The organism is Shinella sp. HY16, from assembly GCF_028534175.1.
Taxonomy (GTDB): Bacteria; Pseudomonadota; Alphaproteobacteria; order Rhizobiales; family Rhizobiaceae; genus Shinella.
Genome location: NZ_JAHYXL010000002.1, coordinates 818,309 through 844,012, shown reverse-complemented (window position 1 = coordinate 844,012; position 25,704 = coordinate 818,309). Strand labels below are relative to the sequence as shown.

24 protein-coding genes are annotated in these 25,704 nt (G+C 62.6%); 9 read left to right on the top strand and 15 right to left on the bottom strand.

What is annotated here, in order from left to right; translation table 11 throughout:
• Positions 1-18: 18 nt before the first annotated feature.
• Positions 19-3,744: a PAS domain S-box protein gene (locus tag K0P03_RS24420; protein ID WP_272790826.1), complete on the bottom strand. Its 3,726-nt coding sequence runs from the start codon at positions 3,742-3,744 to the stop codon at positions 19-21.
• A 290-nt stretch (positions 3,745-4,034) separates the two neighbouring features.
• Here K0P03_RS24420 and K0P03_RS24415 point away from each other — a divergent pair, with 290 nt between their 5' ends.
• From K0P03_RS24415 to K0P03_RS24400, 4 genes are all read left to right on the top strand, one after another.
• Entirely contained in the window at positions 4,035-4,241 is a 207-nt protein-coding gene (locus K0P03_RS24415) for a hypothetical protein (RefSeq protein ID WP_023515189.1), read from the top strand.
• A gap of 13 nt (positions 4,242-4,254) precedes the next feature.
• Entirely contained in the window at positions 4,255-4,647 is a 393-nt protein-coding gene (locus tag K0P03_RS24410) for a CBS domain-containing protein (RefSeq protein WP_272790825.1), read from the top strand.
• A 2-nt stretch (positions 4,648-4,649) separates the two neighbouring features.
• Positions 4,650-4,910 (top strand): DUF982 domain-containing protein, encoded by a 261-nt coding sequence (locus tag K0P03_RS24405; protein WP_272791105.1) that lies wholly within the window; start codon positions 4,650-4,652, stop codon positions 4,908-4,910.
• A 301-nt stretch (positions 4,911-5,211) separates the two neighbouring features.
• On the top strand, positions 5,212-5,583 hold the full coding sequence (locus tag K0P03_RS24400; protein ID WP_272790824.1) for a CBS domain-containing protein: 372 nt from the start codon (positions 5,212-5,214) through the stop codon (positions 5,581-5,583).
• A gap of 179 nt (positions 5,584-5,762) precedes the next feature.
• On the opposite strand, the gene K0P03_RS24395 is transcribed toward K0P03_RS24400, so the two are convergent.
• The 6 genes from K0P03_RS24395 to K0P03_RS24370 all read right to left on the bottom strand — a co-directional run bounded on the left by K0P03_RS24395 (position 5,763) and on the right by K0P03_RS24370 (position 11,401).
• Positions 5,763-6,611, bottom strand: a complete 849-nt coding sequence (locus tag K0P03_RS24395; RefSeq protein WP_272790823.1) for a sugar phosphate isomerase/epimerase family protein — start codon at positions 6,609-6,611, stop codon at positions 5,763-5,765.
• Complete coding sequence (locus tag K0P03_RS24390; RefSeq protein ID WP_272790822.1) at positions 6,611-7,816, bottom strand: NAD(P)/FAD-dependent oxidoreductase; 1,206 nt, start codon at positions 7,814-7,816, stop codon at positions 6,611-6,613. The genes K0P03_RS24395 and K0P03_RS24390 overlap by 1 nt, the downstream gene beginning before the upstream one ends.
• Positions 7,817-7,864: 48 nt before the next feature.
• On the bottom strand, positions 7,865-8,809 hold the full coding sequence (locus K0P03_RS24385) for a substrate-binding domain-containing protein (protein ID WP_272790821.1): 945 nt from the start codon (positions 8,807-8,809) through the stop codon (positions 7,865-7,867).
• Between the two features lie 76 nt (positions 8,810-8,885).
• A complete protein-coding gene (locus tag K0P03_RS24380) occupies positions 8,886-9,197 on the bottom strand; it encodes a MocE family 2Fe-2S type ferredoxin (RefSeq protein ID WP_023514290.1) in 312 nt (103 codons plus the stop codon).
• Entirely contained in the window at positions 9,194-10,228 is a 1,035-nt protein-coding gene (locus K0P03_RS24375) for a sterol desaturase family protein (protein WP_272790820.1), read from the bottom strand. The genes K0P03_RS24380 and K0P03_RS24375 overlap by 4 nt, the downstream gene beginning before the upstream one ends.
• Before the next feature lie 171 nt (positions 10,229-10,399).
• Positions 10,400-11,401: a LacI family DNA-binding transcriptional regulator gene (locus K0P03_RS24370; RefSeq protein ID WP_023516851.1), complete on the bottom strand. Its 1,002-nt coding sequence runs from the start codon at positions 11,399-11,401 to the stop codon at positions 10,400-10,402.
• 539 nt (positions 11,402-11,940) lie between these two features.
• On the opposite strand from K0P03_RS24370, the gene K0P03_RS24365 reads away from it, so the two are divergent.
• On the top strand, positions 11,941-12,579 hold the full coding sequence (locus K0P03_RS24365; protein WP_272791104.1) for an IS30 family transposase: 639 nt from the start codon (positions 11,941-11,943) through the stop codon (positions 12,577-12,579).
• A 64-nt stretch (positions 12,580-12,643) separates the two neighbouring features.
• On the opposite strand, the gene K0P03_RS24360 is transcribed toward K0P03_RS24365, so the two are convergent.
• Both K0P03_RS24360 and K0P03_RS24355 read right to left on the bottom strand, forming a co-directional pair.
• Positions 12,644-14,578, bottom strand: a complete 1,935-nt coding sequence (locus K0P03_RS24360) for a methyl-accepting chemotaxis protein (RefSeq protein WP_272790819.1) — start codon at positions 14,576-14,578, stop codon at positions 12,644-12,646.
• 388 nt (positions 14,579-14,966) lie between these two features.
• Complete coding sequence (locus K0P03_RS24355) at positions 14,967-15,878, bottom strand: LysR family transcriptional regulator (RefSeq protein WP_050746032.1); 912 nt, start codon at positions 15,876-15,878, stop codon at positions 14,967-14,969.
• Between the two features lie 147 nt (positions 15,879-16,025).
• Here K0P03_RS24355 and dctP point away from each other — a divergent pair, with 147 nt between their 5' ends.
• The 4 genes from dctP to speB are packed head-to-tail and all read left to right on the top strand — an operon-like array spanning position 16,026 to position 19,995.
• The gene (gene dctP / locus K0P03_RS24350; protein WP_024269930.1) at positions 16,026-17,030 is read left to right on the top strand and encodes a TRAP transporter substrate-binding protein DctP; all 1,005 of its coding nucleotides are present in this window, start codon (positions 16,026-16,028) and stop codon (positions 17,028-17,030) included.
• A 52-nt stretch (positions 17,031-17,082) separates the two neighbouring features.
• A complete protein-coding gene (locus K0P03_RS24345; protein WP_024269929.1) occupies positions 17,083-17,700 on the top strand; it encodes a TRAP transporter small permease in 618 nt (205 codons plus the stop codon).
• Positions 17,701-17,703: 3 nt separating this feature from the next.
• Positions 17,704-18,984 carry a TRAP transporter large permease gene (locus K0P03_RS24340; RefSeq protein ID WP_024269928.1) on the top strand — a complete coding sequence of 427 codons (1,281 nt, stop codon included), beginning with the start codon at positions 17,704-17,706 and terminating at the stop codon, positions 18,982-18,984.
• A gap of 27 nt (positions 18,985-19,011) precedes the next feature.
• Positions 19,012-19,995 carry an agmatinase gene (gene speB, locus K0P03_RS24335; RefSeq protein WP_272790818.1) on the top strand — a complete coding sequence of 328 codons (984 nt, stop codon included), beginning with the start codon at positions 19,012-19,014 and terminating at the stop codon, positions 19,993-19,995.
• A 214-nt stretch (positions 19,996-20,209) separates the two neighbouring features.
• On the opposite strand, the gene K0P03_RS24330 is transcribed toward speB, so the two are convergent.
• From K0P03_RS24330 to K0P03_RS24305, 6 genes are read right to left on the bottom strand one after another with little or no spacing between them, the layout of a single operon-like run.
• The gene (locus tag K0P03_RS24330; RefSeq protein WP_443020605.1) at positions 20,210-20,977 is read right to left on the bottom strand and encodes an HpcH/HpaI aldolase family protein; all 768 of its coding nucleotides are present in this window, start codon (positions 20,975-20,977) and stop codon (positions 20,210-20,212) included.
• Positions 20,978-20,984: 7 nt separating this feature from the next.
• Entirely contained in the window at positions 20,985-21,767 is a 783-nt protein-coding gene (locus tag K0P03_RS24325) for a fumarylacetoacetate hydrolase family protein (protein ID WP_023513513.1), read from the bottom strand.
• Between the two features lie 14 nt (positions 21,768-21,781).
• Entirely contained in the window at positions 21,782-23,236 is a 1,455-nt protein-coding gene (locus K0P03_RS24320; RefSeq protein WP_272790816.1) for a 2-hydroxymuconic semialdehyde dehydrogenase, read from the bottom strand.
• Positions 23,237-23,264: 28 nt separating this feature from the next.
• Entirely contained in the window at positions 23,265-23,942 is a 678-nt protein-coding gene (locus K0P03_RS24315; RefSeq protein WP_272790815.1) for a class II aldolase/adducin family protein, read from the bottom strand.
• Positions 23,943-23,946: 4 nt separating this feature from the next.
• Positions 23,947-24,804, bottom strand: coding sequence for a VOC family protein (locus K0P03_RS24310; RefSeq protein ID WP_272790814.1), 858 nt, complete (start codon positions 24,802-24,804; stop codon positions 23,947-23,949).
• The gene (locus K0P03_RS24305; protein WP_272790813.1) at positions 24,801-25,661 is read right to left on the bottom strand and encodes a VOC family protein; all 861 of its coding nucleotides are present in this window, start codon (positions 25,659-25,661) and stop codon (positions 24,801-24,803) included. Before K0P03_RS24305 ends, K0P03_RS24310 begins: the two co-directional genes overlap by 4 nt.
• Positions 25,662-25,704: the final 43 nt, after the last annotated feature.

Sequence of the window (25,704 nt, the reverse complement as noted above, 5' to 3'; positions counted from 1 at the left end):
GGCACCAGGCAAAGCATCTCAGCCAACCGCTGCCGCGAGGGCGGCGGCGATCTCGCGGCCGTCATAGGGCTTCAGCAGCAGGATGGCCGCGCGATCGCCGGGAATGGCAGGCAGGCGGTCGTGGCCGGTGGCGAAGACGACACCGATCCCTTCGTTTTCCGTTCGGGCATGGACGGCAAGCTCGGCACCTGACATGGCGGGCAGGCCGATGTCCGTGAGGAGGACGTCGAAGCGCCTCTCCTTCAGCAACGGCAATGCCTGTTCCGCCGTTGCCGCTTCCACCACCTCATGGCCGAGTTCCTGTACGAGATCGACGGCATTGAGCCGGATCAGGAAGTCATCCTCCACCAGCAGGATCGTCAGCCGCCTGGCTTCCGTCACTTCGGCTCCCGTGCCGTCTTCCGGCGTCCCTGCTTGTGGCGACAAGTGCTGACGGCCCGCAAGGCTGGCACGGATTTTCCGGGCCAGAGCCTCCCGACTGTAGGGTTTGGAGAGGAGGTCGACACCAGCATCGAGCCGGCCCTCATGCACGATCGAGTTTTCCGTGTAGCCGGAGGTGAAGAGCACGGCGAGGTTCGGCAGGCGCTCACGCGCCTTGCGGGCAAGATCGGGGCTGCGCAAAGGCCCGGGCATGACGACATCGGTGAAAAGAAGGTCGATGGCAACGCCACTTTCGATGACCGACAGGGCGCTGGCCGCATCGCGCGCCTTCAGCACCGAATAGCCGAGGTCGCCCAGCATCTCGACGACGGTTGCGCGTACCTCGTCGTCGTCCTCGGCCACAAGGATGGTCTCCGTGCCGCCGGTGACCGGACCGAAATCGACCTCGGCAAGTCGGTCCTCCTCTTCCAGTGAGCGCGGCAGGTAGATGCGCACCGTCGTACCCTCCCCCGGCTCGCTGTAGATCTTCACATGCCCGCCCGATTGCTTGACGAAGCCATAGACCATGGACAGGCCGAGGCCACTGCCCTTGCCGGCGGGCTTGGTGGAAAAGAAGGGTTCGAAAACGCGCGCCAGCACGTCCGGCTGCATGCCCTCCCCCGTATCGGTGACGGCGATGAGGACATACTGGCCTGTCTTGATATCTGGATGGTGGCGGGCATAGGCATCGTCGATATGCGCGTTGCCGACCTCGATTGTCAGTTTCCCCATGCCGTTCATGGCATCGCGGGCATTGATCGCCAGGTTGAGGATGGCGTTCTCGATCTGTGAGGGGTCGATGAACGTGTTCCACAAACCGCCGGAGCGGATGGTCTCGATCTCGATCGCCTCACCGATCGTGCGATGCAGAAGATCCTCCAGGGCCATGACGAAGCGGCCGATATTGATGACCTTCGGCTCGAGGGCCTGGCGACGACCGAAGGCCAGCAACTGGTTGGCGAGCTTGGAGCCACGGCTGACGCCGGCAATGGCATTGGCGACGCGCTGCTCGGCACGGCCATTGCCCGCCACGTCCTTGCCGAGCAGCTGGAGGTTGCCGGAGATGACCTGCAGGAGATTGTTGAAGTCGTGGGCGACGCCGCCCGTCAGCTGGCCGATCGATTCCATCTTCTGGGCCTGGCGAAGCTGATCTTCAGCCTCCACGAGCGCCTGGGCCTGCTCCCGTTGCGCGGTGATATCCCGGCCGTAGGCGAAGGTCAGCCCCTCTTCTGCAAAGATGCGCCAGGAAATCCAGCGCACCGAGCCGTCGAAATGGCGGAAGCGCATGTCGAGGTCCGGAGCGCCGGAGCGCCTGTTGGTGGTGGGGAAGGTTGCGGCGTCCTCCGGCCAGACGAAGCTGCCGAGGTGTCGGCCGATACTTTCACGCGCGGGAAAGCCGAGGACCACCGACCATGCGGGATTGACCGAGCGGATCGTGCCGTCTTCGCCGGTCACGACAAGGAGGTCGCGTGCATTGCGCCAAAGGCGGTTGACCTCGGCGGTGCGTTCGCTGACCTGTCGTTCGAGCGAGTTCGCGAGCTGCTCCAGCTTCTGTTCGACCCGCCTTCGTTCGACGGCGATGCGCGTACGCGCCGCGACGTCGCGCACGAAATCGAGCTCGCTTTCCGACCATTGGCGTACCTCGGCATGATTGAGGTAGAGCAATGCGACGAGGCCGGAGGCCTCCGTCACCGGCATGTTGATGAAGGCCCGTGCCTTGATCGCCTTCAAGGCGTCGGCGGTTGCCTTCGTGCGGGGGTCCTGTTCGGCGTCCGCCACCACGACGGTCTCGCCGCGCTTCAGATCGTCGATATAGGTGCCGTACTCCCGGAAATTGAGCACGCCGGCGATGGTCTCGACGCCGGGGGCATTCCAGTCGCGCTCGATGGTGATCGTCTCAGCGACGAGGTCGATGGTGCCATAACCGGCGCGGCTGACATTGTGCGCCTTGGCCAGTGTCTCGGCGGCGGCGAAAGCGATGTCGGCCGGATCGGTGAGCTGGCTGAAGCGATCGGTCAGCTCGATCAGGGCGTTGCGGCGAATTTGCTCTGCTCGCTCCTCGGTAATGTCGACATTGACGCCGATCATGCCGAGGAACTCACCGCCGGCGCCGAAGCGTGGCTGGGCCTGTGTATGCAACAACCGGTAGCACCCGAGCTTGCGGCGATAACGCGCCTCGGCTGTGAAAGGTACCTGCCGGCGCATGGCGTCTTGCATCGTCGCGGCCAAAGCCTGCCGGTCGTCGGGATGTACGGTGCCGGCCCAGTCGAAGCTTGAGACGTCCTCGGGGGCGACGCCCCAGAAGGCGCGTTTAGCCGCATTCAGGTAAAGGCATCTACTGTTCTGGTCGCCCATCCAGAGCATGACGGGCGCGGTATCGGCTGCCAGGCGAAACCGTGCTTCACTTTCCCGCAGCGCCTCTTCGGCCGCCCGCTGTTCGGTCACGTCATGCCCCTGCACGAAGACGCCGGTCGCCTTGCCGTCGTCGCCGAAGACAGGCTGATAGATGAAATCGAGATAGCGCTCCGCCGGCGCCTCGTCATGCCGGCGTCGCAGGAGGACGCGCGCGCCCTTGCCGACATAAGGCCGGCGGGTTGACAGCACGCGGTCGAGCAGATCGACAAAACCCTGTTCGACAACCTCTGGTAATGCCTCGCGGATCGGTTTTCCCAGAATGTCCCGGTGATCGACCAGCTGGAGATAGGCGTTGTTGGCGATCTCGAAGACATGATCCGGTCCGGTGAGCGTTGCCACGAAGCCCGGCGCCTGTTCGAACATCTGGCGCAGCCGCTCTCCTTCCGTCTTCGATCGTTCCTCGGCCTTCACCTTGGCGGTCGTCTCGACCACGATGGCGATGACGCCGGCCGGGCGGCCATCTTCGCCGAGCACCGGAGAGTAGTCGAGGTTCATCCAGACCTGTTCCGGCTCACCCCGGTGCCGGTAGAGCGTCAGTTCCTGGTCCTTGTAGGCGAGCGTTCCGCCGGCAAGGCCGACCTTCATGATATTGTCGTTGAAGTCGGCGACTTCGGGCCATCCCTCGCGCACCTTGCTGCCAAAAATGGCCGGATGCCGGCCGCCGGCAAAGATGGAATAGGCGTCGTTGTAGATCATGATGCCGTCTTCGCCCCAGAGCAGGACGATGGGGACCGGTGAACGCAGCAGTAGGCCCGCTGCCGTCTTGAGGCTCTGCGGCCAGGCATCCAGACAGCCAACCGGCGTGCGGGACCAATCGAAAGCGGCAATCAGCAGGGCGGCATCCCCGCCCCCGCTCAGGAACGGATAGCGGCTGTCCACCGCTCCGTCCGGACCTTCACCCAAACCCATCCACCACCTCTTTCACGCGTCCCACGGCCGGTCACGCCCGTGAAAGGCGCTTTCCCGGGAAAAGCAGGCCCCGTCCTGTCTCGATCAGTTCCGTCCATGCAAGGAGGATGGAGCCGCGACAGGAGATAGGGCGCTACCCCGCTGCGTCAAATGACGGATTTGGGACATTCGGCGTGCCGGCTCGATGCAAACGGGAGTGTGCGGACGGCAAGGCCGTTGCGGTTTTTGGGGAACCAAGCCGGAGTGCGTGCGTTTGTCCAAAAGATGAAGCCCGTTCGCAGGAGTTCGATGTGCGCCAGAAAAAGAAGCCGCTTGCCCGCAAACCAGCCGTCGCCACCGATGCCGAGCTTCGGAACGCCCGCAAGCGCCGCAATTCCTGGGAGCCGCAGGTAATCGTGCCGCAGCAGGTCGATCTGCCGCTCAGCCGGCAGGAACACGAAGAGGTGGTCGTGCCTACGGCGCCAAATGGCCGCAGCCTCGTCAACGGGCGGTTCTGAAAGGGCGCGGGACATGCTTGTGAAGGACGTGATGTCCGCCCAGATGGTGACCGTGTCGCCCAATGATACTGCACAGTCGGCCGCACGGCTGATGCTTGAGGCCGAGGTCGGCGCCCTGCCGGTCGAGGTGCCCGGCGTCGGCGCCATTGTTGGCATCATCACGGACCGCGACATCGTGGTCTCGGTCCTCGGGCGGGGGCATTCGACGTCCATGGCGATTGCGGAATTCATGACCGTGTCGCCTGAAGTGTGCGACGAGAGCGATGACACCGCCACGGTGGCGCTCCGCATGCGCGGGCTGGGCGTGCGCCGTCTCGTGGTGGTAAACGGGGGGCGGCGGGTCGTCGGCATCGTCAGCCTTGTCGATATTCCTACCGAGGGCCCCGCAGCGGAGGAATCGCAATGACGATCTTTGCGACCGATCGGCTGTGGGATGAGGCTGTCGTGCTCGAGGGCAATTTGCAGGTGCTTCGCGTGCAAAGCACGCGGGACGCCCTCCTTTGCCTGAAGAACCACTGGCCGATTGAAGACGGGCCTGCAGGGCTGATGGCCAGAAACGTCTGCGAGCAGGGACTGGCGAGTGACGACGATCCGGGCTTTGCGCGACGCGCGTTTATCGAGGCGGCAAAGGAGGCCGGCTTCAGGGTGAATTCTTGGACGGCGGCATAGGTTGTCTGCGACGAGGCCGCCAGGCACCCATGCACATTGGACGAGGCGATGACAGAAGGCCCCTTTGGGCTGATACAGCCAACGGCAACGGAACGGTCTTCAGGCAGGTCGGCCCCCGTCGATGGCGACGCGCAGGCCATGCTGGGAGCCGATACGGGAACCAAGGTCTGGGGCGTCTGTTCCTGGCGCAGCGCTGGTGGGATCCGGTTCGCCGGCCCTGCTTCAGGGGCTTTTTTATCGCATTTTCCGACGTTGACGTGGTCGGAGATGCACCAGTCAAAGCGCACAGCAAGAGGTCCTCATGCCCATCGGTGACATCATGACCCGCAATGTCCATCTTGTCCGGCCCGAGGAGACCCTGCAATACGCTGCAAGCCTGATGGCGGAATGGGACATTGCCTTCCTGCCGGTGGTCGATGCCAACGGTCTCGTCGGCACGCTTACGGATCGTGATATTATCCTGCGGGCTGTGGCGCCGGGGCTCGACGCGGAAACGACGAAGGTCGGCGATGTCATGACGACCAACATCACCTATTGCTTCGACGACGAAGCACCGGAAAGTGTGCTGGCCAATATGCAGTCGCTGCACCTGCGCCGTCTCGCCGTGCTCGACCGGCAGAACCGGCTGACCGGTGTCGTTTCGCAATCGGATTTCAAGCGCCGCCGGCCCTGACGGCGGCGTGCCTTCGGCCAGCGAGGCGATGTCTCTATCCCGATCCATTCGGCATTCGCCGTGCCTCCATGCCGCATGCGTCACGATCACGGTTGTTGGCTGCAGGTACTCGCTAATTTGGGAGGCAACGGGTTCTTGCTGGGCAGGATCTGTGTCTCATCATGCGCATTAAGTGTCTGTTAACAACCCCGATCAGGCAGGGCACTGGCGGCCCAGAGGTCGAGTGCCACCCTGCGGAGCTCAAGCGCTTCCGCCCACCGGTCCGTCGTGTCGTTGCCGTCCCGGCCGGTGATCGCGTAGGGCTTGGGGCCGAGCTCGCAAGTGAAGACCAGCGTGGCGTCCACGGCTGCGCGGGAGCGCCAGTCGCAGAAGCCATAGCTCCACCACTGGCGGAAGAGATCGACCCAGGGACGATGGTGCGGAAAGGAAAGTTCGATCTGCACCTGCTCGCGCGAGGCGATGCGGCCGTGGAAAGCCTGGGCGTTCTTGAGGATGCGGCGGATCAGCGCGTGGTTTTCTTCCGAGACCGGGAAGGCGAATTCACGCCCGACCAGAAAATGCGAGAGGTCGGCGAGGAGCGGCAGGTCGGGCCGCCGGTCGAGGAGATCGAGCGTGAAGTAGAGATCCGTGGTCATCCGGTCTCGATGCGTCTCGATATAGACGGGAATGGCGGCCTCTTCGGCGAGCCGTATCCATCCATCGAGAAGCGGCAGACAGTCCTCGATCCGGCGCGGCCGGATATCGGGTTGCAGGTTGATATGGCTGACCGGATACTCTGCGGCCAGCTCCAGCGCCAGGCGCAGATCATCGACGGTGCGCGGAAAGCAGACCCCTTCGATCCTCAGGCCGGTGCCGCGTAGTGTCTCGTTAAGGCGGGCGACATCCGAGCGGTTTGTATAGTGCGCACTGACACCGTCGAACCCTGCCTTTGCGATCATCGCGATGTTTTCCGCAAGGCTACGCTCATGGCCATCCGTATGGCGGCGCTCCATGGCCCAGAGCGACTGGAAGACGAGCAGCGTCTGCATCAGGCGGCCCGGGCGCTCTTGAGAAGACCTTTGAGGTTCACAGCCGGATCGGCAAGCGCCGACCGGTCAGGTGTAATCCCGGCCGCAATCAGCATCTCCACCAGCTTGATGTCTCTTGCCACTCCGTTGCCGGTTCCGAGACCGGCCGCCGCCACGAGACGTCCGTCCTCAAGGTAGAATTCCAGTTCACCTTCCGCTATGGAGCGGAGAATGCTCTGGTGCCCGGATTGGGGCAGGCCTGTAACCTGCAGGCTGAGATCATACTGGTCGGACCAGAACCACTGTGGGGCGCAGAAGGCTTCGTGGGCGCCGGTCATGTTGCGGGCGGCCGTCTCGGCCTGGCTGCGTGCATTGCGCCAGCTCTCGAACCGCGTGGTGCCGCCCTCCGGCTGGGAGACGGCGGCGCAGTCGCCGGCGGCGAAGATATGCGGATCGCTCGTGCGCAGGAAGGCGTCGGTGACGATGCCATTCGCCGTTGCGAGCCCTGCTCTCTCGGCAAGCGCGACATCGGGCAGAACGCCGATGGCTGAAACCACGGTTTCAGCGGGAACGCGGATACCATCGGCAAGCATGACGGCATCGGAGGTGATTTCGGTAAGCCCGAGGCCGAGATGAAAACGCACCCCCTCCCCCCGGTGCCGCGCATGCAGCCTTTCGGCGAAGCGTGGCGGAACGGCCCGCCCGAGCGGTCTGGGTGCGGCCTCGATGATGCTGACAGGAATACCCCTGCTCCGCAGCACCGCGGCAAGCTCCATGCCGATCAGCCCGCCGCCGATGATGGCGACAGGCCCGCCAGTTTCTGCACGGGAAAAGAGGGTTGCGGCGTCGCCATAGGTGCGGAAATCGAGCGCTCGCTCGGCACCGGGGCATGCCAGCCGTCGTACTCGTGCGCCGGTGGCGAGGAGCAGTTTGCCGTAGGGCAGTGCCCGGCCGTCGCTGAGGGCTATGGTGCGGCTGGCGGCGTCGATGCGGGTGGCGGTGCGGCCCGGGCGATAGGTAATGCCGGCGGCTTCCAGTGCCTCAGTCGTGCAGATCGCCTTCATCTGCACAGCTCCTTCCAGTGGTTTGGAGAGCGGAGGGCGCTCATAAGGCAGGTGTGGTTCCGTGCCAATCAGCGTGACGGCGCCGGAAAAACCGGCTTCACGGGTGGCGAAGGCGGCGCGGGTCCCGGCTTCGCCCGCCCCGATAATGACGATGTCGTCCATGCTGGTCTCCGTGGAAAGGGACCGGCGCGTGGCGCCGGTCGGGGGGGATCAGTTCCGGCTGGCGTAGTCGGCCATGTTCTTCGGGGTGACGAGCTCGAAGGGCACCCAGACCTGCTTTTCGATCGCCTCGCCGCGCACCAGCGCCACCGCGGCATCCACCGCGCTTGCCGATTGGCCCTTGGCGTTCTGGAACACGGTCGCGTCGAGATCGCCTGCCGCCATGGCTGCGAGGCCGTCCTGCGTCGCGTCGATGCCGATGATGATGACGTCGTCCATGGAGACGCTTGCCGCCTTGAGAGCCTGAATCGCGCCGATCGCCATTTCGTCATTGTTGGCGAAGACCACGTCGATGGGCTGGCCAGCAGTGATCCAGTTGGTTGTCAGGTCCATGGCATTGGTGCGTGTCCAGGCGCCGGACTGTTCGTCGGCGATGGTGACACCCTTGCAGTCGCTCGCTGCCAGCGCATCCTTGAATGAGGACGTACGGTCGCGCGAGGCCTGGTGGGCAAGGTCGCCCATCAGGATGTAGACCTGTGCATCGCTTGCCTTGCCCTTCTCCTTCAGCAGCGAACAGGCGGCCTGTGCGCCAAGTTCGCCGGAATCCGTCTCCTTTGATCCGACATAGGCCTGCTTTTGCGGGAGCTTGGCGATGTTGTCCGGCTCGAGGTTGAGATAGACGAGCGGAATGCCGGCCTTCTCGGCAGCCTCGCTGATGCCCGGGGCGGCGGAGGTGTCCGTCAACGTCATGATAATCGCATCCACCCCGGCAGCGATGAAATTGTTCACCTGATTGAGCTGCTTGGAGATGTCGGTCTGGGCGTCCTCGACCTGGACATTGAAGCCTTTGACCTCTGCGGCTCGCGCGCCAATCCCTTCGCGCAAGAGGGTCTGGAAATTGTTGTCGAAACTCTGCATCGAGACGCCGATCGTCTCCGCTGCGGCAGCACTTCCCATCAAGGCGGCCAGAATGGCCGCCAGGCACATGGATTTCATGGTATCCTCCCAGTTTGGGTGCCGGTCCACCCGCTCGCACTCCGGAGACCCGGCGGGCCTGCTTGTCGGCGCCGCCCTAGCCGAGGGCGACGCGAACCTCTCCGTCGATCACCTCGGCGGGATAGGTTTTCAGGTTCTCGCAGGCCGGCAGGCGCAGGGCCTCGCCGGTGCGATAGTCGAAAGCGCCGGAATGCTTGGGACACTCCACCTCGAAATCCATCACCAATCCTTCGGCAAGATGGATCGCCTCATGAGTGCACAGGCCGGCGGTACAATAGACGCTGTCATCCGGCGCGCGGTAGATGGCGTAGGTGCGGCCGCCATGGTCGAAACGGACAGCGCCTTCCTGTTCGATGTCGGCGAGCTTGCAGGCGGGAACCCAGGTCATTCGGCAGCTCCTTGAACTTCGGTACGAGCCTTGCGGGCGGCGAGCTTTTCCTTGCGCTTGCGGTAGCGCTCCTGCATGCGGGCTTCGCCTTCCGTGGAGCCGTCGTGCCAGGTGCCGAACCACTTATCGAGCGGGATCAGGGCATCGCCGTAATTCACCTCGAAATACTTGTGGTGCAGGTAATGCGCATAGGCGTGGCTATCGACCAGCGTCTCTTCGCCCACTTCCACCTTGTCGAAGCCGACATGGCCGGGAATGGCGCCGAAGCCGGCATAGTGAAGCTGATAGAGCATCAGGATGGGGTTTGACGGCAGGACCAGGTGATAGAAGGCGGTGCCGAGATAGAGCAGGTGCTCGACCGGGTGCATCGACAGCGACGACCAAGGCGACGGGTTCACCGAATTGTGGTGGACCGAGTGCACCCATTTGTAGAGAAACGGGGTGTGGATGAGCCGGTGAATGCAGAAGAAGTGGAACTCGTGGATGATCGGCACGGCGAGGGCGACGAGTGCCAGTGTCCACGGGTTTTCGGCAAAGCTCAGCCAGGGGGCGTAGCCATTGGCATAGGCCCAGAGCATGGCGACCTCGATCGCCGTCCAGATGGTGACGCCCGAAAGAAACGTGCGCAGGATGTTGTCGAGGTTCTGGCTCTCGAACCAGAAGGCCTTGTTCTTCTGATCGGCAGGGAATTTTCCGTTGTATTTGAAGCGGTTTTCCTGCCTCTTCAACACATAGAGATGCACCTCGAAGGCGCCGTAGAAGAGAAGGACACAGACCGCATTCACCGCGTAGAGCCAGGCGACCCAGCTGATGCCGAGGCTCTGCAGCGTTTCGATTGGCGGGATTATCCAGGCCCAGTAGGCGATAGCGGAAGCCGCGAAGATGGCGTTCCACGGAAAGAAATAGTGCGGCAGCCACTTGAGGATCGCCAGGAGGCGAGGCGGAAAGACGAACAGCGGTGCGGTCTCCACCGGCTGGTTCGGTGCCCAGTCCCCACGCTTATTGCGCGTTCCGTATTTCAGATCGTCCATTGCGCTCTCCCTCGGACGTGCGAGCGGTTTCACACTCGCTGAATTTCCTTGTTGGAAGGGGCGCATGTCGCGCCGCTGGCCCTGTTGCGCCTTGCGCAACCGGCTCTCCTCCCGACCTGGAAATTATCAAGAGCGAGCCGGAATGCCGAACGGTTCCTTGATCAAATCAGATCAGAGGCCTTCGGCCGTGATGGTGATGAAGCGGATGGGGCTTGGGTCCGGTTCGACATCCGTCAGGCCGATGCGGCGGAGGACGAGGTCGAGCGCGCGCTGGGCCTGTGCTTCCGGCGCCTGGTCCAGCACCACATCCATGATGCCATCGCTGAGCGCCGCGCGGGTGTAATCAGTCAACTCGTGTCCGATGAACAGGATCTCCCTGCCCCGCGGATGGCGGCGCAGCACGCTGATCAGGGCGGAGTTGGCACCGCCGGCATTGTAGAGGCCGACGAGATCAGGATATTTCTCCAGCGCGATTGCGAGTGTCTCCGCGCTGAAATGCTCTTCGTCCCGCGTGAAACCCAGCCATTCGAAGGCGATGGGACCGGGATGGGCGGCGAAGTAACTGGAGAAACCGCGGATGCGATCGCGGTGGACCTGATAGATCGGATGACAAAGCGCGACGACAGGGCCTTTCGTGCGGGCCATGCGGGCGATGAACCAGGCGGCCGTCCGCCCGGCGGCCTCGTTGTCTATGCCGACGAAGGCCCCGGTCTTCTCCAGGGCACGGGTGACGACATGCACGATGGGCACGCCCTGGGCCGCCACGGCTTCCACTGCCGCCTTGATGAGCGGGCTGTTCGGGACGGCAAGGATCAGGCCAGCACGCGGCAAATCGGTCGAACGGATGTGGCGGGCGATCTGCTCCGGGTTCATTTCCTCGGTAAAGCTGCGATGCACGACAACCAACGGATCCAGCGTGGCTGCGATGCGCTCGAATGCCTTGGAAAGGCGCCGGTAGAATGTCGTTTCGGGGCGGACCATCAGGACTTCGATGCGCAGCAAGCCACGGTGCGCATCGGGCAGCGTGCGGGGATAGTTCAGGCTGCGGGCGGCGATCACCACCTTTTCGGCGAGCTCGGGGCGCACGCCGCCACGCCCGTTCAGCACCCGCTCCACGGTCGCTGTACCGACACCGGCAAGGCGGGCAATGTCCCTGTAGCTGGACTTGCTCATCGTATCGTGGGCTCCTTGAACCGATCCCTGCATGCCGCGGAAGCGTGTGCCCGCCGCCGACTACCGTATGACTGCACCACCAAATAGCTGTCTTCAACAAGATCCAGTCGCGACAAATCTGTCGATGAGGCATCCGGCAACAAGCCATGGGCGCGATGCGGGATGAGAGGCAGAATGCTGCGCGATTCGATGCTCTTGCGCTACGGATCGTCTGAGGGCCGTACTTCGACAGCGCCACGAAGGATCGGGCGGCATGCGGCGGATGCTTGCGGGAAGGTGGAAAAGTGGCAGTGTAGCAAGGAATTAGCCCTTTTGCACCAACCCACGGTGACCTGCTGGAAGGTTAGTAACCTTAAAAACCTCGCGCCCCTAGAGAATCGCACATTATCCCGCTTACGTGATCATTGGCTGTCGTGGCTATTTAGTAATGCGACAGTCTCGCCTCTCGATGCGCTGGTCAACGCCAACGTTGGGAGCAAGGCTCGCGTGCCCGTCAATCCGTGATCGATCGGATCAAGCACGGCTGATCGCCGCAACAGATTGCCGGAAGGAGGCGTCTGGAGCTGCATCCAATCTCGGTCAGCCACGAAACGACCTACAAGTTCGAATGCTTAACCGACGGCCAGGCGATCAAGCTATGGCAACATGTGCCGGAGCATCGTGCCAGACATCGACCCCTTCACGCCAGACGCAAGCATGGTCAGAGGTTTAGCCCAGATCTCAATATTCTACGTCACCCGGATGTCGTGGCCGATCGCAAGCAGTTCGAGCATTGGGAAAGCGATCTTATCCAGTTTTGGAAGACGTTCGGAAAAGCCAATGTGATATCACTGGTCGAACCGGTCAGCCGGGTCGCGATTTTCCCGCGCAACAACGATCGGCAGTCCCGACCGGTCAAGAACAGCCTTGGGAAGGGACTACAAGCCCTGTCCCACCTCGCCCGCCGTTCCATCACCTTCGACGGTGGACCGGAGTTCACCGACTGGCCATACCTCCAGGTGAGCATCGGCAACCAGACGTGGTTCTGGGATCCGCAGTTGCCGTGGCAAAAGGAACTGCCGAAAACACCAACGGTCGCGTGCGGAAATGGCTTTCGAGAGGGAGCCGATCCTTTATCCGTTACCGACGCAGACCTCATCGAGATCTGCAACCGGCTAAACATGCGGCACGGAGCTTAGCATGAGACGCTCCCGCAAGCCGCGCTTCGCGCGTGAACGCCACCATCCAAATGCACGACGCTCATCAGAACTCTTCCCAACTATCCTTGCCGGTATCGAGAGCGGCATTGCCCGAGAAGGCCGACGCGATCCTGCGGCTGAGCGCCCGAACCGGCAAGGCAGCTGCGGTGTCATAGGCTCCGGTCTCGCGAGGCGGAAAAGATGCGGAGATCGTGGTCCGCAATTGCGGATGCGAGAGCCTGAACTGTGCCAGCAACTGTCTCAGCGATGCCACTTCCCGCGCCAGACCGTGGCTGGCGGCGGTCGATTCCTCGACCATTGCGGCATTTTTCTGCGTGTCGTGATCCATCTGGTTGACGGCCGTGTTGATCTGCTGAAGGCCTGAAGCCTGCTCCTGCGCCGATTCCACGATCGCTGCCACGTGCCGGTTGATTTCCTGAACCTCGGATACGATCGTTTCCAGCGCCCTCCCCGTATCGCCGACGAGTTGCACCCCTTCACGCACCTGATTGTTCGACGTGGTGATCAGCCCCTTGATATCCTTGGCGGCGCTGGCGGAACGCTGGGCCAGTTCCCGCACTTCCTGTGCAACGACAGCAAAGCCCTTGCCCGCTTCACCGGCGCGTGCGGCCTCGACACCTGCATTCAGCGCCAGCAAGTTCGTTTGGAACGCAATCTCGTCGATAACGCCGATGATGTTGCTGATCTCGTTGGCTGACTTCTCGATCTGCTCCATCGCATGCACGGCGCGGCGTACGACATCACCGGACTGCTCAGCGCCAACCTTTGCGCGGACGACAAGCTGACCCGCATCCTGAGCGCGAGCCGTGGAATTTTTGACCGTTCTCGTGATTTCTTCGAGAGCTGCGGCCGTTTCTTCCACGGCTGCCGCCTGCTGTTCCGTGCGCTTGGCCAGGTCGTCGGCCGCCGATTTGATCTCGTTCGCGCCGGCGTCAATGCCAAGGGCGTTCTGCGCGACCCTGTTTAGAGCGTCCTGAAGCTTTTCGGCCGAGTTGTTGAAGTCGTTGCGCACGGAATCCAGCGAGGCCGTAAATGGCCGCTCGATCCTGTGTGACACGTCGCCGTCCGACAGCTTCGCAAGACCGGCAGCCAGATTGTCGACCGCGAACTGAACATCGGCAGCTTCTTTCGCTTTCAGTTTCTCTCGCGCGACCCGCTCCTCCTCCGACAATGAACGGCTGGCTTCCGTTTCCTGTTCAAGACGAATACGCGCCAAAGCGTTCTCACGGAAAACCGCGACCGTTTTTGCCATTCGGCCTATCTCGTCCCTGCGCTCCTCGCCATAGATGGCAATGTCGAGCTTGCCGCCAGCCAGGGAGGCCATCGTATCTGTCATGATATCGATCGGTCTGATGACACCCTTGATGACGGTCCAGATCGAAAATACTGCGATAGCCGCAGCAAACGCGCCGATGAGGGCCATGATCGCCAACAACAGGAACTTCAGGGCTTCCCCTTCCGCCATGCCGTCTTCAGCAGCGGTGAGCTGAAGGGCAATGAGCTTGTTGATATCCTCGCTTAGAGGATCGACAAGCGGATAGAGCGCGTTGGTAGCAAACTCTGCGAGAGCCCTATCGTCATTCGTCGCGACCAGGTCCGCCAGCCCACCGAGCTGCGTTGCTGCATTTTCAAGGTTTTGCCCAAACTGGTTGGCCAGCCGCTCCTCCTCGGCCGTCAGTTTGGTCGAAAGATATATGGCCCACTGTCCGTCGATGTTCTTGAGAGCCGACCGGATATCCTGTTCGCCCTTTTCATTTGTTACCGTGCCCGCTGCGACCTTGTGAACGGTATCAACGATCTTCACGGCATATTCGTCGGCTATCGTCTTCAACTGGCTCATGGGTATGACGCGGTCGGCCACGATCGACCGTACGAGCTTTGCTTCCTCGTTCAGAGCATAGAGGGCGAAAGCTGCTATGGCGACCAGAGTGGCAACAAGCAAAGATATGCAGGAAAGGAGTTTCAGGCGAATGGACATTGCAACTACTCCAAATCTGATAAGTGACGAAATATGTTTTTCGGGGCTAAAATCACTACCATGGAGTGTCTGCGTGGACACTTGTTATCGAAGATTGCATATATGTGAATAAAAATTGGTTAAACTATAGGCATTTGCCTCGTGTTTTAGCATTCCGAGTATTGAGCAGGGCGGCATAAGAGTGATCCGCCTTTGCTGAGCGAACCCAGATAGTGCGGACCGCGCCGTATTCTCCGTTGGCGCACAGGGTTCTCCGCATCGCCGGTCGCAGAGCGATCGGCGTGGTTGTCTATGATAGTCTTAAGAAAAACAGCCGAGGCAAGGATTGGCGCACGCCCATTGCGCCAAGGCAGAAGTCAAGCGCCTCGCGATCGATGGTCGCTCCGCTTCACACTGACGAGCCGACGCGTGACAACTCCAGGGAAATGTCCCTTGCAAAGATCACGGCGATTTCCGGTGGCGTCGGGCGGGCGCGCAGCGCAACATAGAACTGCGACTGCCATTCCAGTTCCAGCCCCCTGATCTGCCGCATCTCGTTCTGTTGCACCCAGGGCCGCGCGAAATGCGTCGGGAGGAATCCAAGAAAACAGCCACTCCGTACCAACATGGCCTGCGCCTCCATGTTGGAAACCGACGCCGTCACGATAGGTGAGCGGAATTTGGCCAGTTCACTCTTGTGCAGGTAAGGCCTTACCGTGACCGGGTGACGTGACACCTCGGCCAGCGTGATGTCCTCATTGGGACGATGGAACAGAGGATGATTTTCGCCGCAGAAAAGGGCGTGCTCCTCGACATAGACCGGGGTGTACTCGACGTTGAGATGACGCTGCGGAAAGGGTCCGACGGCAACGTGGAGTTCACCTGTCTGCAGCCCTTTTGCGAGCGTTTCGGGTGTACCGACTTCGAGTGACAGGCGAACCTTCTGCTCGCGCAGGAAGAACCGCCGAATGGCGAGGTGGACAGGGAGCTCCGGATTGCTGGCTTCGCTGTCCACGATTCCGACGCGCAAGTGGCCTGTCAGGACACGGCGCAGCTGGCCAAGGCTTGTCTCGCAGGTTTCGATCGACCCCAGCAGCTGCTTGGCCTCGTCGTAGACGGCCTCCCCCTTCTCCGTCAGGGCAAAACCCGCACGCCCCCGATGACAGAGCGTGAAGCCCAGCGTCAGCTCAAGGTCTTTCAAATGGGTCGAGATGGCCGAGATGCTACCGCCAAGCACGGCCTGTGCACCGCCAAAGCCGCTGTGCTCGACGACGGCACAGAAGGTGCGCAGGTTGCGAAGGGTATAGTCGCTGATCCGCATGGCGCCGAGCCTCCTCGTTTGGCCCAGCGTAACTTCAATTATTCTGAAGTAAATGTGCAAAGATTGCGATTTAATGAATTATCGCACGCCTGAATACTCCTGCCATCGGCCGTGGCTGTCGCGCCCGCCGACCAGAGGGAGGAAAACATGAAAAATTTTGCCAGGGCCGCAGCCGTCGCTGCCGTCGTGGCCTTCGCCGGCAATGTCGCGAAGGCTGAGGAGTGGAAATTCGCAATTGAGGAAATTCCCGGCTCGATCATGGACAGCTATGCGCAGGAGTTCAAGAAGCGCATCGAGACGGCGACCGCCGGAGAGGTCAAGGTCACGGTCTATCCGCTGGGTTCGCTCGGCACGCCGACCGAAGTGGCCGAACAGACGGCGGACGGGGTCATCCAGCTTTCAAACCTTTCGGTCGGTAATCTCGGCACGATCGTTCCGGAGAGTCAGATCTTTCTCTCAACCTATGTTCTACCCAGCGATCCCAAGCGCATGAACGACATGCTGGCGACCAGTCCCGTGATCCATCAGGAGCTGGCAGGGCATTTCGAGACCAAGGGATTGAAGCTTGGCGCTCTCTACAGCGAGGGGCCGCAGGTCTGGACCACCCGGAAGGAAATCCGCAAGCCGGAGGATCTGGCCAATTTCAAGATGCGCGTGATGGTTTCGCCCATGCTGTTGAAGGCCTATGAGGATCTCGGTGCCTCGCCGACGCCGGTTCCGTTCGGCGAAGTCTACGGCGCCCTGCAACTTGGCCAGGTCGATGGCCAGATCAATCCCATTCCGACGATCGAGGAGATGAAGTTCTACGAGGTCACGGATTACCTGATCTGGGCCGGCGAGCAGGAACTTATCACCGCGGTTCTTGCGAGCGACGATTGGTACAAGGATTTGCCCGAAGACCGTCGCCAACTTCTCGACAAGACGTTCGCCGAACTCAACGGTTTTATTCCCCCGGTCGTGCAGCGCTTCAATCAGGAGCGGCTGCAGAAGATCCAGGCGGCCAAACCCACGATCAAGCTGGTCGAGCTGACGGAGGCCGAGCGGGCAGTCTTTCGTGAGCGCGCAAAGGTGACAGCCGATGCCGTTGCGGATGTCGCTGGCCCCGATGCCGGCGCTCTCCTGAAGAAGCTTCAGGCCGAGTCCGTTCAATAGGGCGCGCGGCCCGGCAATCTGCCGGGCGCATCCCGGATCAGGAAACAGAATCATGGAACAAGCACCGCGCTCGCGCCGGAACGCCCTTTTGCGGCTGGATGATGGAATCGCCTCCCTCGAGGCGGCGGTTCTCAGCCTGACGATGATCGTCATGGCGCTGAACACGATTGCCAATGTCTTCGGCCGGTACGTCCTGGCACACAGTCTGTATTTTTCCGAAGAGCTGAACGAGATCCTGATGGTGACCGCCACCTTCATGGGCCTTGGATATGTGACGCGCAAAGGCCGCCATATCCGCATGTCTGCGGTCTACGATCTGGTTCCGGAAACCGCCCGGCGGTGGCTGATGGCCGCCATCGCGCTGACCACGGCTGCCGCCATGTTCCTGCTTGCATGGCACGCCTGGGAATATGTCGCCAAGGTTGCCGCCCGCGGGCGGCTTACACCAGCGATGCAACTGCCGCTCTGGACAACCTATGTCGTCGTCGTCGTCGGCCTCGCGCTGACCGGCATCCAATACCTCCTTGCCGTCGTCGCCAATGTCACACGCCGGGAGGGGGTCTGGGTCTCCTTTGAAGAGACCGACGCCTTCGAGGATCCCGAAGTGACGAAACTTCTCGAATTGCAGGTCGGCGAAGAGGCCGGTCCTGCCCGCGCCACGGGAGGCTGAACCATGACACTCATGATGATCGCCGTCATGTGCCTGCTGCTCCTGGCAGGTTATCCGATGATGATGCCGCTTCTCGCCGCGACGGTTCTGGCCTTCTGGCTGTACCTGCCTGATCTTGCCATGCAGCAGATCGTCCAGCAGATGATCGGTGGGGTAAAGCCTTCCGCGCTCGTTGCCGTCCCCATGTTCATTCTTGCCGCCGACATCATCACGCGCGGCCAGTCGGCCGACCGGCTGGTCGACCTCGTGATGCGCTTCATGGGGCACCTGCGCGGGGGCCTGGCGATTTCGGTGACATCCGCCTGCGCCTTGTTTGGCGCGGTGTGCGGCTCGACCCAGGCAACCGTCGTCGCCGTTGGCGGGGCCATGCGGCCTCGCATGCTGCGGGCGGGCTACCGCGATGATTTCACTATCGGGCTGATCGTCAACGCGGCCGACCTTGCCTATCTCATTCCACCGTCGATCGGCATGATCGTTTACGGGGTCCTTTCGGGCACGTCGATTTCGGAACTGTTCATCGCCGGCATCGGGCCGGGGCTGCTCGTGGTCGTGCTGTTTTCCGTATGGTGCTGGTATGTCGCCCGGAAGGAAGGGCTTCCCGTCGAACGCCGGGCCACCTGGGCGGAGCGGTTTCATGCGGCGCGGCGCGCGCTCTGGCCGCTCGGCTTTCCGGCTCTTGTTGTCGGCGGCATCTATGGCGGCATCTTCAGCCCCACCGAAGCGGCCGCGATCTGCGTGCTCTATGCCACGCTGCTCGAGCTCCTGATCTTCCGCTCGATCGGTTTGAAGGATCTCTGGAACATTGCCCTTTCGACAGGAATGATGACCTCCGTCGTCTTCATCCTGATCGCCACGGGCGCGGCCTTCTCCTGGACGATTTCCTATGCCCAGGTGCCCCAGCAGATTCTGGCTGCCATAGGGCTGGAAGGTGCCGGTCCGATGAAGGTGCTGCTGGTGATAAACCTCGCCTTCTTCATCGGCTGCATGTTCGTCGATTCACTGGTGGTGATGCTGATCCTCGTGCCGATCTTCGCACCATTGGTGGCCGCGACCGGGCTCGATCCGGTGCTGGTCGGCATCCTGGTCACGCTGCAGGTTGCCATCGGAGCGGCGACGCCGCCTTTCGGATGCAATCTGTTCACGGCCGTCGCCGTGTTCCGCCGACCCTTCGTCGATGTGGTGCGTGGCGTACCGCCCTTCCTTCTCATCCTGCTGCTGGTCGCCGTGCTGCTGAGCCTGTTCCCGTGGATCTCGCTCGGGCTGCGTGACCTCGCGTTCCGCTGACCAAATTCAATCACAAGGAGACTTTTCATGACGGATACAAAATCCGGCAATGCGCACGGCTACGAGAACGGCAGGCTCAATCTACCCTTCGTCGGCATCTCGACCTTCGGCAAGCGCCCCTATGTCGAAGACTGGACGAAGATCGATGCGGATGTGGCGGTGCTCGGCGCGCCCTTCGACTTCGGCACCCAGTTCCGCGCGGGTTCGCGCTTCGGGCCCCGCGCGGTGCGCGAAGCCTCGACGCTGTTCAGCTTCGGCCACGCCGGAGCCTATGACCACGAAGACGACCGCATGTACCTCGGCGAGGGCGTGCGTATCGTGGATATCGGTGACGCGGACATCGTGCATACGAACACGGAAAAGAGCCATGCAAACATCCGCAGGGGCGTCAATGCGATCCTGGACGCTGGTGCGCTGCCTGTGGTGATCGGCGGCGATCATTCCGTCAACATTCCCTGCATCGAGGCTTTCGAAGGCCGCGGCCCGATCCACATCCTGCAGATCGACGCCCATCTGGATTTCGTCGACGAGCGCCATGGCGTGCGCAACGGCCACGGCAATCCGATGCGCCGGGCAGCGGAAAAATCGTGGGTGAGCGGGTTGACGCAGGTCGGCATCCGCAACGTTTCGTCAACGGCGAAGGATGGCTACGACGCAGCCCGCAGCATGGGATCCGACATCCTCTCCGTCCGGCAGGCGCGGGGGCTTGGCGCACGCGGCGTGATCGACCGTATTCCCGAAAACGCACGCGTCTACGTCACGCTCGATATCGACGGTTTCTGCCCCTCGATCGCTCCGGGTACCGGCACACCCAGCCACGGTGGCTTCCTCTACTATGAGGTGCTTGAGATGCTCCAAGGCCTGGCGCGTCGCAACGAAGTGGTCGGCATGGATCTTGTCGAGGTTGCACCGGATTATGACCATACTGGCGGGACCGCCATTCTCGCCGCGCAGGTTCTGCTTAACTTCCTCGGTTTCGTCTTCGACGCCCGCGCACAACACGCGCGCTGAAACAACCGCTGAACGCACGGCGGCAGCCTTGGACAGCGGCTGCCGCCGTGACATCAGGTGAAGCCAAGCGTGGCACCTGCGATGAAGGGTGCCCCTCCTCTCCTTGAGAGCCCTTCATCGGCCTCGCCTGGAAGCCTGCCGTGCCAGCACGCGGATGGTGCAAACACAGGCACCTGCCGTTGGCGTGCGGGCAGCGGCAGGCCCACTGATGGGCTTAGCCGTCCGCCATATCCTTGAGTACACCCTGGGCGGCCTTCACCAGGAGGCCGAGATCGACCGCACCGGCAATGAAGCGGTAGCCCCAATGCCTGTAGCGGACGGCGTCGGCCGCGTTGGTGGCGAGGATGCCCGGGGCCTTGCCGGTGGCGACGATGCGGCGTGCCGCATCTTCAAGCACGGCCTGGACCTCCGGCGCTCCGGCGCGACCGAGAAAACCCATGGAGGCGGAGAGATCGGAGGGACCAATGAAGACGCCGTCGACGCCCGGAACAGCCGCGATTTCCTCCAGCCTGGCAAGGGCATTGGTGGTTTCGATCTGCACGAGCACGGCGATCTCGTCGTCGGAGACGGCAAAATAGTCCGATGTCAGGCCGTAACGGCTTGCCCTGGTCGCGCCAGCGACGCCACGAAGTCCCTTGGGCGGGTAGCGTGTGGCGGCTACGGCTGCCGCCGCCTCCTCGGGAGTTTCAACAAAGGGAACGAGCAGGGTCTGCGCACCCATATCGAGTACACGCTTGATCAGCACCTTGTCGTTCCAGGCGGGGCGGACGACGGCTTGGGCCGTGCCCACGGCCGCCGCCTGCAACAGGGGCTGGACGCTGGCAAGGTCGATCGGGGAATGCTCGGTGTCGAACAGCAGCCAGTCGAAGCCAACAAGCGAGAGAGCCTCGGAGGAAATCGGGCTGCCGAGGGACAGCCAGAGCCCGTTCTGCGTATCGCCGGCAAGGAGCCGGCGCTTGAACGTGTTGCGGGGAGCCTGCATCATCGCCTCACACGAACTGCACGGCGACCGAGCCGAGCGGGCCGAAATCGGCGTGAAGGGTATCGCCCTTCTTGGCCCAGACGGGGCGTGTGAAGCTGCCGGACAGCAGCATGTGGCCCGGCTCCAGCGTCACGTCGAATGGGGCGAGCTTGTTGGCAAGCCAGGCGACCGCCATCGCCGGATGGCCGAGGACGCCGGCGGCCAGTCCCGTCTCCTCGATTTCCGAATTGCGATAGAAGATCGCGCCGACCCAGCGCAGGTCCACATCCGTCGGTCGAACGGGCCGCCCGCCGAGCACCAGTCCGGCGGCCGCGCCGTTGTCGGCGACCGTGTCGAAAATCCTCCGCGGTTCGGTAACACGTGCGTCGATGATCTCGATGGACGGGATGATCCATTCCGTTGCACGCAAAACATCGACGAGGCCGACATTCGGTCCCTTCAGCGGCTCCTTGAGCACGAAGGTCAGTTCCGGCTCGACACGCGGCACGCAGAAGTCCTCGAACCGCACCTTCGCGCCATCTGCCAGCACGAGGTCGTCGAACATATAGCCGTAGTCGGGCTCATCGATCTTCGAGGCGGCCTGCATGGCCTTTGACGTCAGGCCGATCTTGTGGCCGATGATCTTCACGCCGGCCTTGACCTTGGCCTCTGCCACGGCGGAGGAGATCGCATAGGAATCTGCGATCTCGATCTCGGGATACATCTCCGAGGGACGCGGCCCCTGCACCTTGGTACGGTGGCTTTCCAGCAGGCTCGCGACACAGCGCGCGCGTTGTTCTTCGTTCAGCATGATCAAGGGGCCTTTCAGAGTTTGATGCAGACGTTGCGCAGCTCGGTGTAGAATTCGAGCGAATGGATGCCCCCTTCCCGGCCGATGCCGGAGGCTTTCGATCCGCCGAAGGGTGTTCTGAGGTCGCGAAGGAACCAGCAGTTGACCCAGGCGATGCCGACCTCGATCTGCCGCGATACACGGTGCGCGCGCGACAGGTTCGTGGTCCAGATCGAGGTTGCCAGCCCGTAGGGGCTGTCATTTGCCAGCGCGACGGCCTCCTCTTCCGTGTCAAAGGGCGTGATGTGCGTGCAGGGCCCAAAAATCTCGTCAGTGATGACGGGTGCGTGCTGTGGAAGGCCGGTCCAGACGGTTGGCTCCACCCAATAGCCGTTCTCATAGCCGGCAAGCTGCGGCACCCCGCCACCGGCAAGGATCGTCGCGCCTTCGGCCCGCGCCTTGTCATAGTAGGACAGGACTTTTTGCCGATGTTCGGCGCTGATGAGCGGGCCCATCGTCGTCGCCGGATCAAAAGGATCGCCGAACCGGTAGCTGTTTGCCTTGCGCGCAAGGCCCTCGGCCAGCCGCTCGAAGATGCCGCGCTGCACATAGAGGCGCTCCGTACCGAGACATACCTGCCCCGTATTGGCGAAGCAGGCGCGTCCGATCCCTTCCAGCGTGGCGTCGAGATCGGCGTCGTCGAAGATGATGCCGGCATTCTTGCCGCCGAGCTCCAGCGAGACGGGGCGAATGCCGCCGGCCGCTGCGCGCATGATCGCCTCGCCGGTCCGCGTCTCGCCGGTGAAGGTGATACCATCGACATCCGGATGGCTTGTCAGGAACTCGCCGGCAGCACCCGGCCCCTTGCCATGCACCACATTGTAGACGCCCGGCGGGATTCCGGCTGCATTCATCACCTCGCCGAGGAGCGTTGCCGTTGCCGGCGTTTCCTCGGATGGCTTGACGACGACCGTATTGCCGCAGGCGAGCGCTGGTGCGACCTTCCACGTCATCAGGAGAAGTGGCAGGTTCCAGGGGCAGACGACGGCTATGACACCACGGGGCAGCCTCAGCGCATAATTGAGCGCGCCGGCGCCGTCGGGCGTCGCCATCTCGAACGTCTCCGTCGAGGCCGTGAGGATCTGGTCTGCGAAGACATTGAAGTTCGCGGCGCCGCGAGGGATGTCGATATGTGACGCGATGGAGCGGGGCTTGCCCGTATCGTGGATTTCAGCCGCCAGGAACTCGTCGAAACGTACATTGATGCCATCGGCGACCTTGCGCAGCAGTGCGACGCGCTCTGCGAGCGGCATGCGGCCCCACGGCCCCTTCAAGGCCGCCCTCGCCGCGCCAACCGCGGCATCGACTTCGGTCCGGCCGGCGGCGGAAACCTCGCCGATCACCTCGCCGGTGCTCGGGAAATGATTGGCGAAGGTCTCGGCGCTGCCGCGGACGAACTTGCCGTCGATGAAATTGAGATAGGTCTTCACATCTTGTCCTTTCGCATGACCACTTCCGTCAGGCCGCCCGCTCGGGGTCGCCGGCCGTCAGGTAGTCCCACATCCGTTCCACAATGCCGCCGCCGAGTGTCGCGCGCTGCGCGGCATCCGCCGCCGTTATGACCGGCGCTTCGTTGGCCAATCCCGCAGCAAGGGCGGCAAGCTCGACGCGGCACATGTCTTCCAGATACCAGGCGAGCATCAGCGCCTCCTCGATCGTTCCGCCGCGAACGACCGCGCCGTTGCCGCGCATCAAGACGCCCGCGCTGTCGCCCATGGCCGTGACGACGCCTTCCGCCCGCCCGTCATCACGGATCAGCTGGATGTCGTCCCAGAAACCGACCCCGGGCGCAAAGTAGGTGCCGAAGCCGTGCCGCATCTGCGGCCGACGGCCGAGTGCTGCGAGTGCCATGACACACGGGGACATGAAGCGGATGACTCCACCGACGGATGGCTGTGCCGCATAAATCTGCTGGTGGATGCGCACCTCACCCAGAACACCGGCCGGCAGATCACCCGTCACCGGTACCAGGGTGCAAGGTTCGCCCGGCTCGACCAGGGCCATCGGCCGGGGTGGGCAAGTCAGGAAGTGCTGCTGGTCGATACGGGCAGAGCAATGACCGTAGGCGTGCACGAGACCGGCACGACCAAGGGCGCGGGCGGCCACCCGCACTGCGATTGCGATTTCGTTTGTCATGCCGTCAGTCCTTGAAGGCGGCAATGTTCGGCTTCGCCCCCCAGTGGCAGAAGCCCTTGGGTTCGAAGTGGAATTGCCGGTCGCGCCACAGCGGCTCGTCGTGGATCTCGCAAACGCCCGTCGAATATTCGAACGTCATGCCCTCGGGCCCGGTGAAGTAGAGGAACTGGGCCGAGGAGGTCGGATGCCGGCCCGGCCCGAAGGTGATGTTGACCTGATTGTCCCGCACGTGGCTGAAGGAACGCTGGATATCGTCTGTGCTTTCAACCTGGTGGTTGATGTGCTGGATCCCGGCCTTGTGAAAAGGAAACAGCGCGATCGAATGGTGGATCGTGCCGAGCCGCATCAGTGGCGCATCGCCTATCCGATCGGAAACGCGGGCGTTGCAGACTTGCGTCCAGAAGGACTCGTCACGCTCGGCATCCGTCGTGCAGAGGCCCACATGGGAAAAACCGGTAATGCCGGCATCGCGGGTACCATGGTAGCGTTTGCCCGACATTTCGGGGCGCACGACGAATTCGATGCCGTTGCCGGTCGGATCGTTGAACCGGATGAACTCGCGAACATGGCGTGCGTCGCATTCCTGTGCCGAGCCGTAGTGCACGCGATGGCCGAGACCTTCGAGCGTGGCGGCGGCGCGCTGAAGATCGTCGGAAGAACCGATCTCGAAGGCCGTTACCTGATCCTGTGGATCGCCCTCGAAGTAGCACAGCGTGTGCTCGCGGGCATCCGATTTGAAATAGGTCGCATTCCGGCGGCGCTCCGAGACCTCGAGGCCGAGGATGTTCACTGCGAACCATTCCGCGCCGGCAAGGTCGGTCGTGCCCAAGCGGCAGTAGACAACGTCTTTGAGCTCGATCATCGTTCTTCTCCTCCAAGGAATTCCGGCGCGAGGCAGGGCGAACCCCAGGTGCAATGCGACCGGGCGGTGTCGGAAAACTGGCGTGGACCCCGGATGGCGATCTGGGGGCCGGTATCGGTATCGGCTGCATAGGAATAGTAGATGTCGCCCGGCCCCTTGGCCGTGACGAAAACCGCTTCGGACGCGGCATGACGCCCCGGTCCGTGAACGACAGGAACCTGGCGCGATTGCATGAAATACCAGCCCTGCATCACGTTGTTGACACCCTCGACGGACCAGCTCGCCCCCAGCACCCCATCGCGCTCGGAAGGATAGAGAGCCACACGGTGATGCGCCTCATCGATGCGGAGGAAAGTTGCATCGCCGATCCAGTCGGAAACCTCCAGCCCGACGCCGCGTGTCCAGAAATCCTCATTGGCGGAGATATCGGTGCAGGCGAGCTGTACTGCCTGGAACCCGGTAATGCCTGCATCGCGCGGCCCATGATAGCGCCAGCCCGACGTCAGCGGCCGCCAGACGAGCTCCACCGTTACACCGTTCGGTGCCTTGACCGCGATGCCCTTCTTGATCTGGCGGATCTTGCATGCATCTGTGTCGAGACGGACGGGAGACCACTTCGCCAGGCGGCTTTCAGCCGTATCGAGGTCTTCCGCCCGCGCGACCGTCAGCGCGACCGCGGTGTCGCCCGTCTTGCTGTAGCAAAGCGCGTAGTTTCGCGCATCGGATCGAAAGCGGGCATGATCCTCGTCGCGGTCACCCGCCTGAAGGCCAAAGATCTCCGTGGCAAAGGCAGCGGCGGCAGCAAGATCGGGCACCGGCAGGCGCAGGTATCGAAGGTCTCGGTAGATTGCAGTCATTTTCATCTCCTCAAGGGTGCGCCGGATGACGCACCCTTCCGTC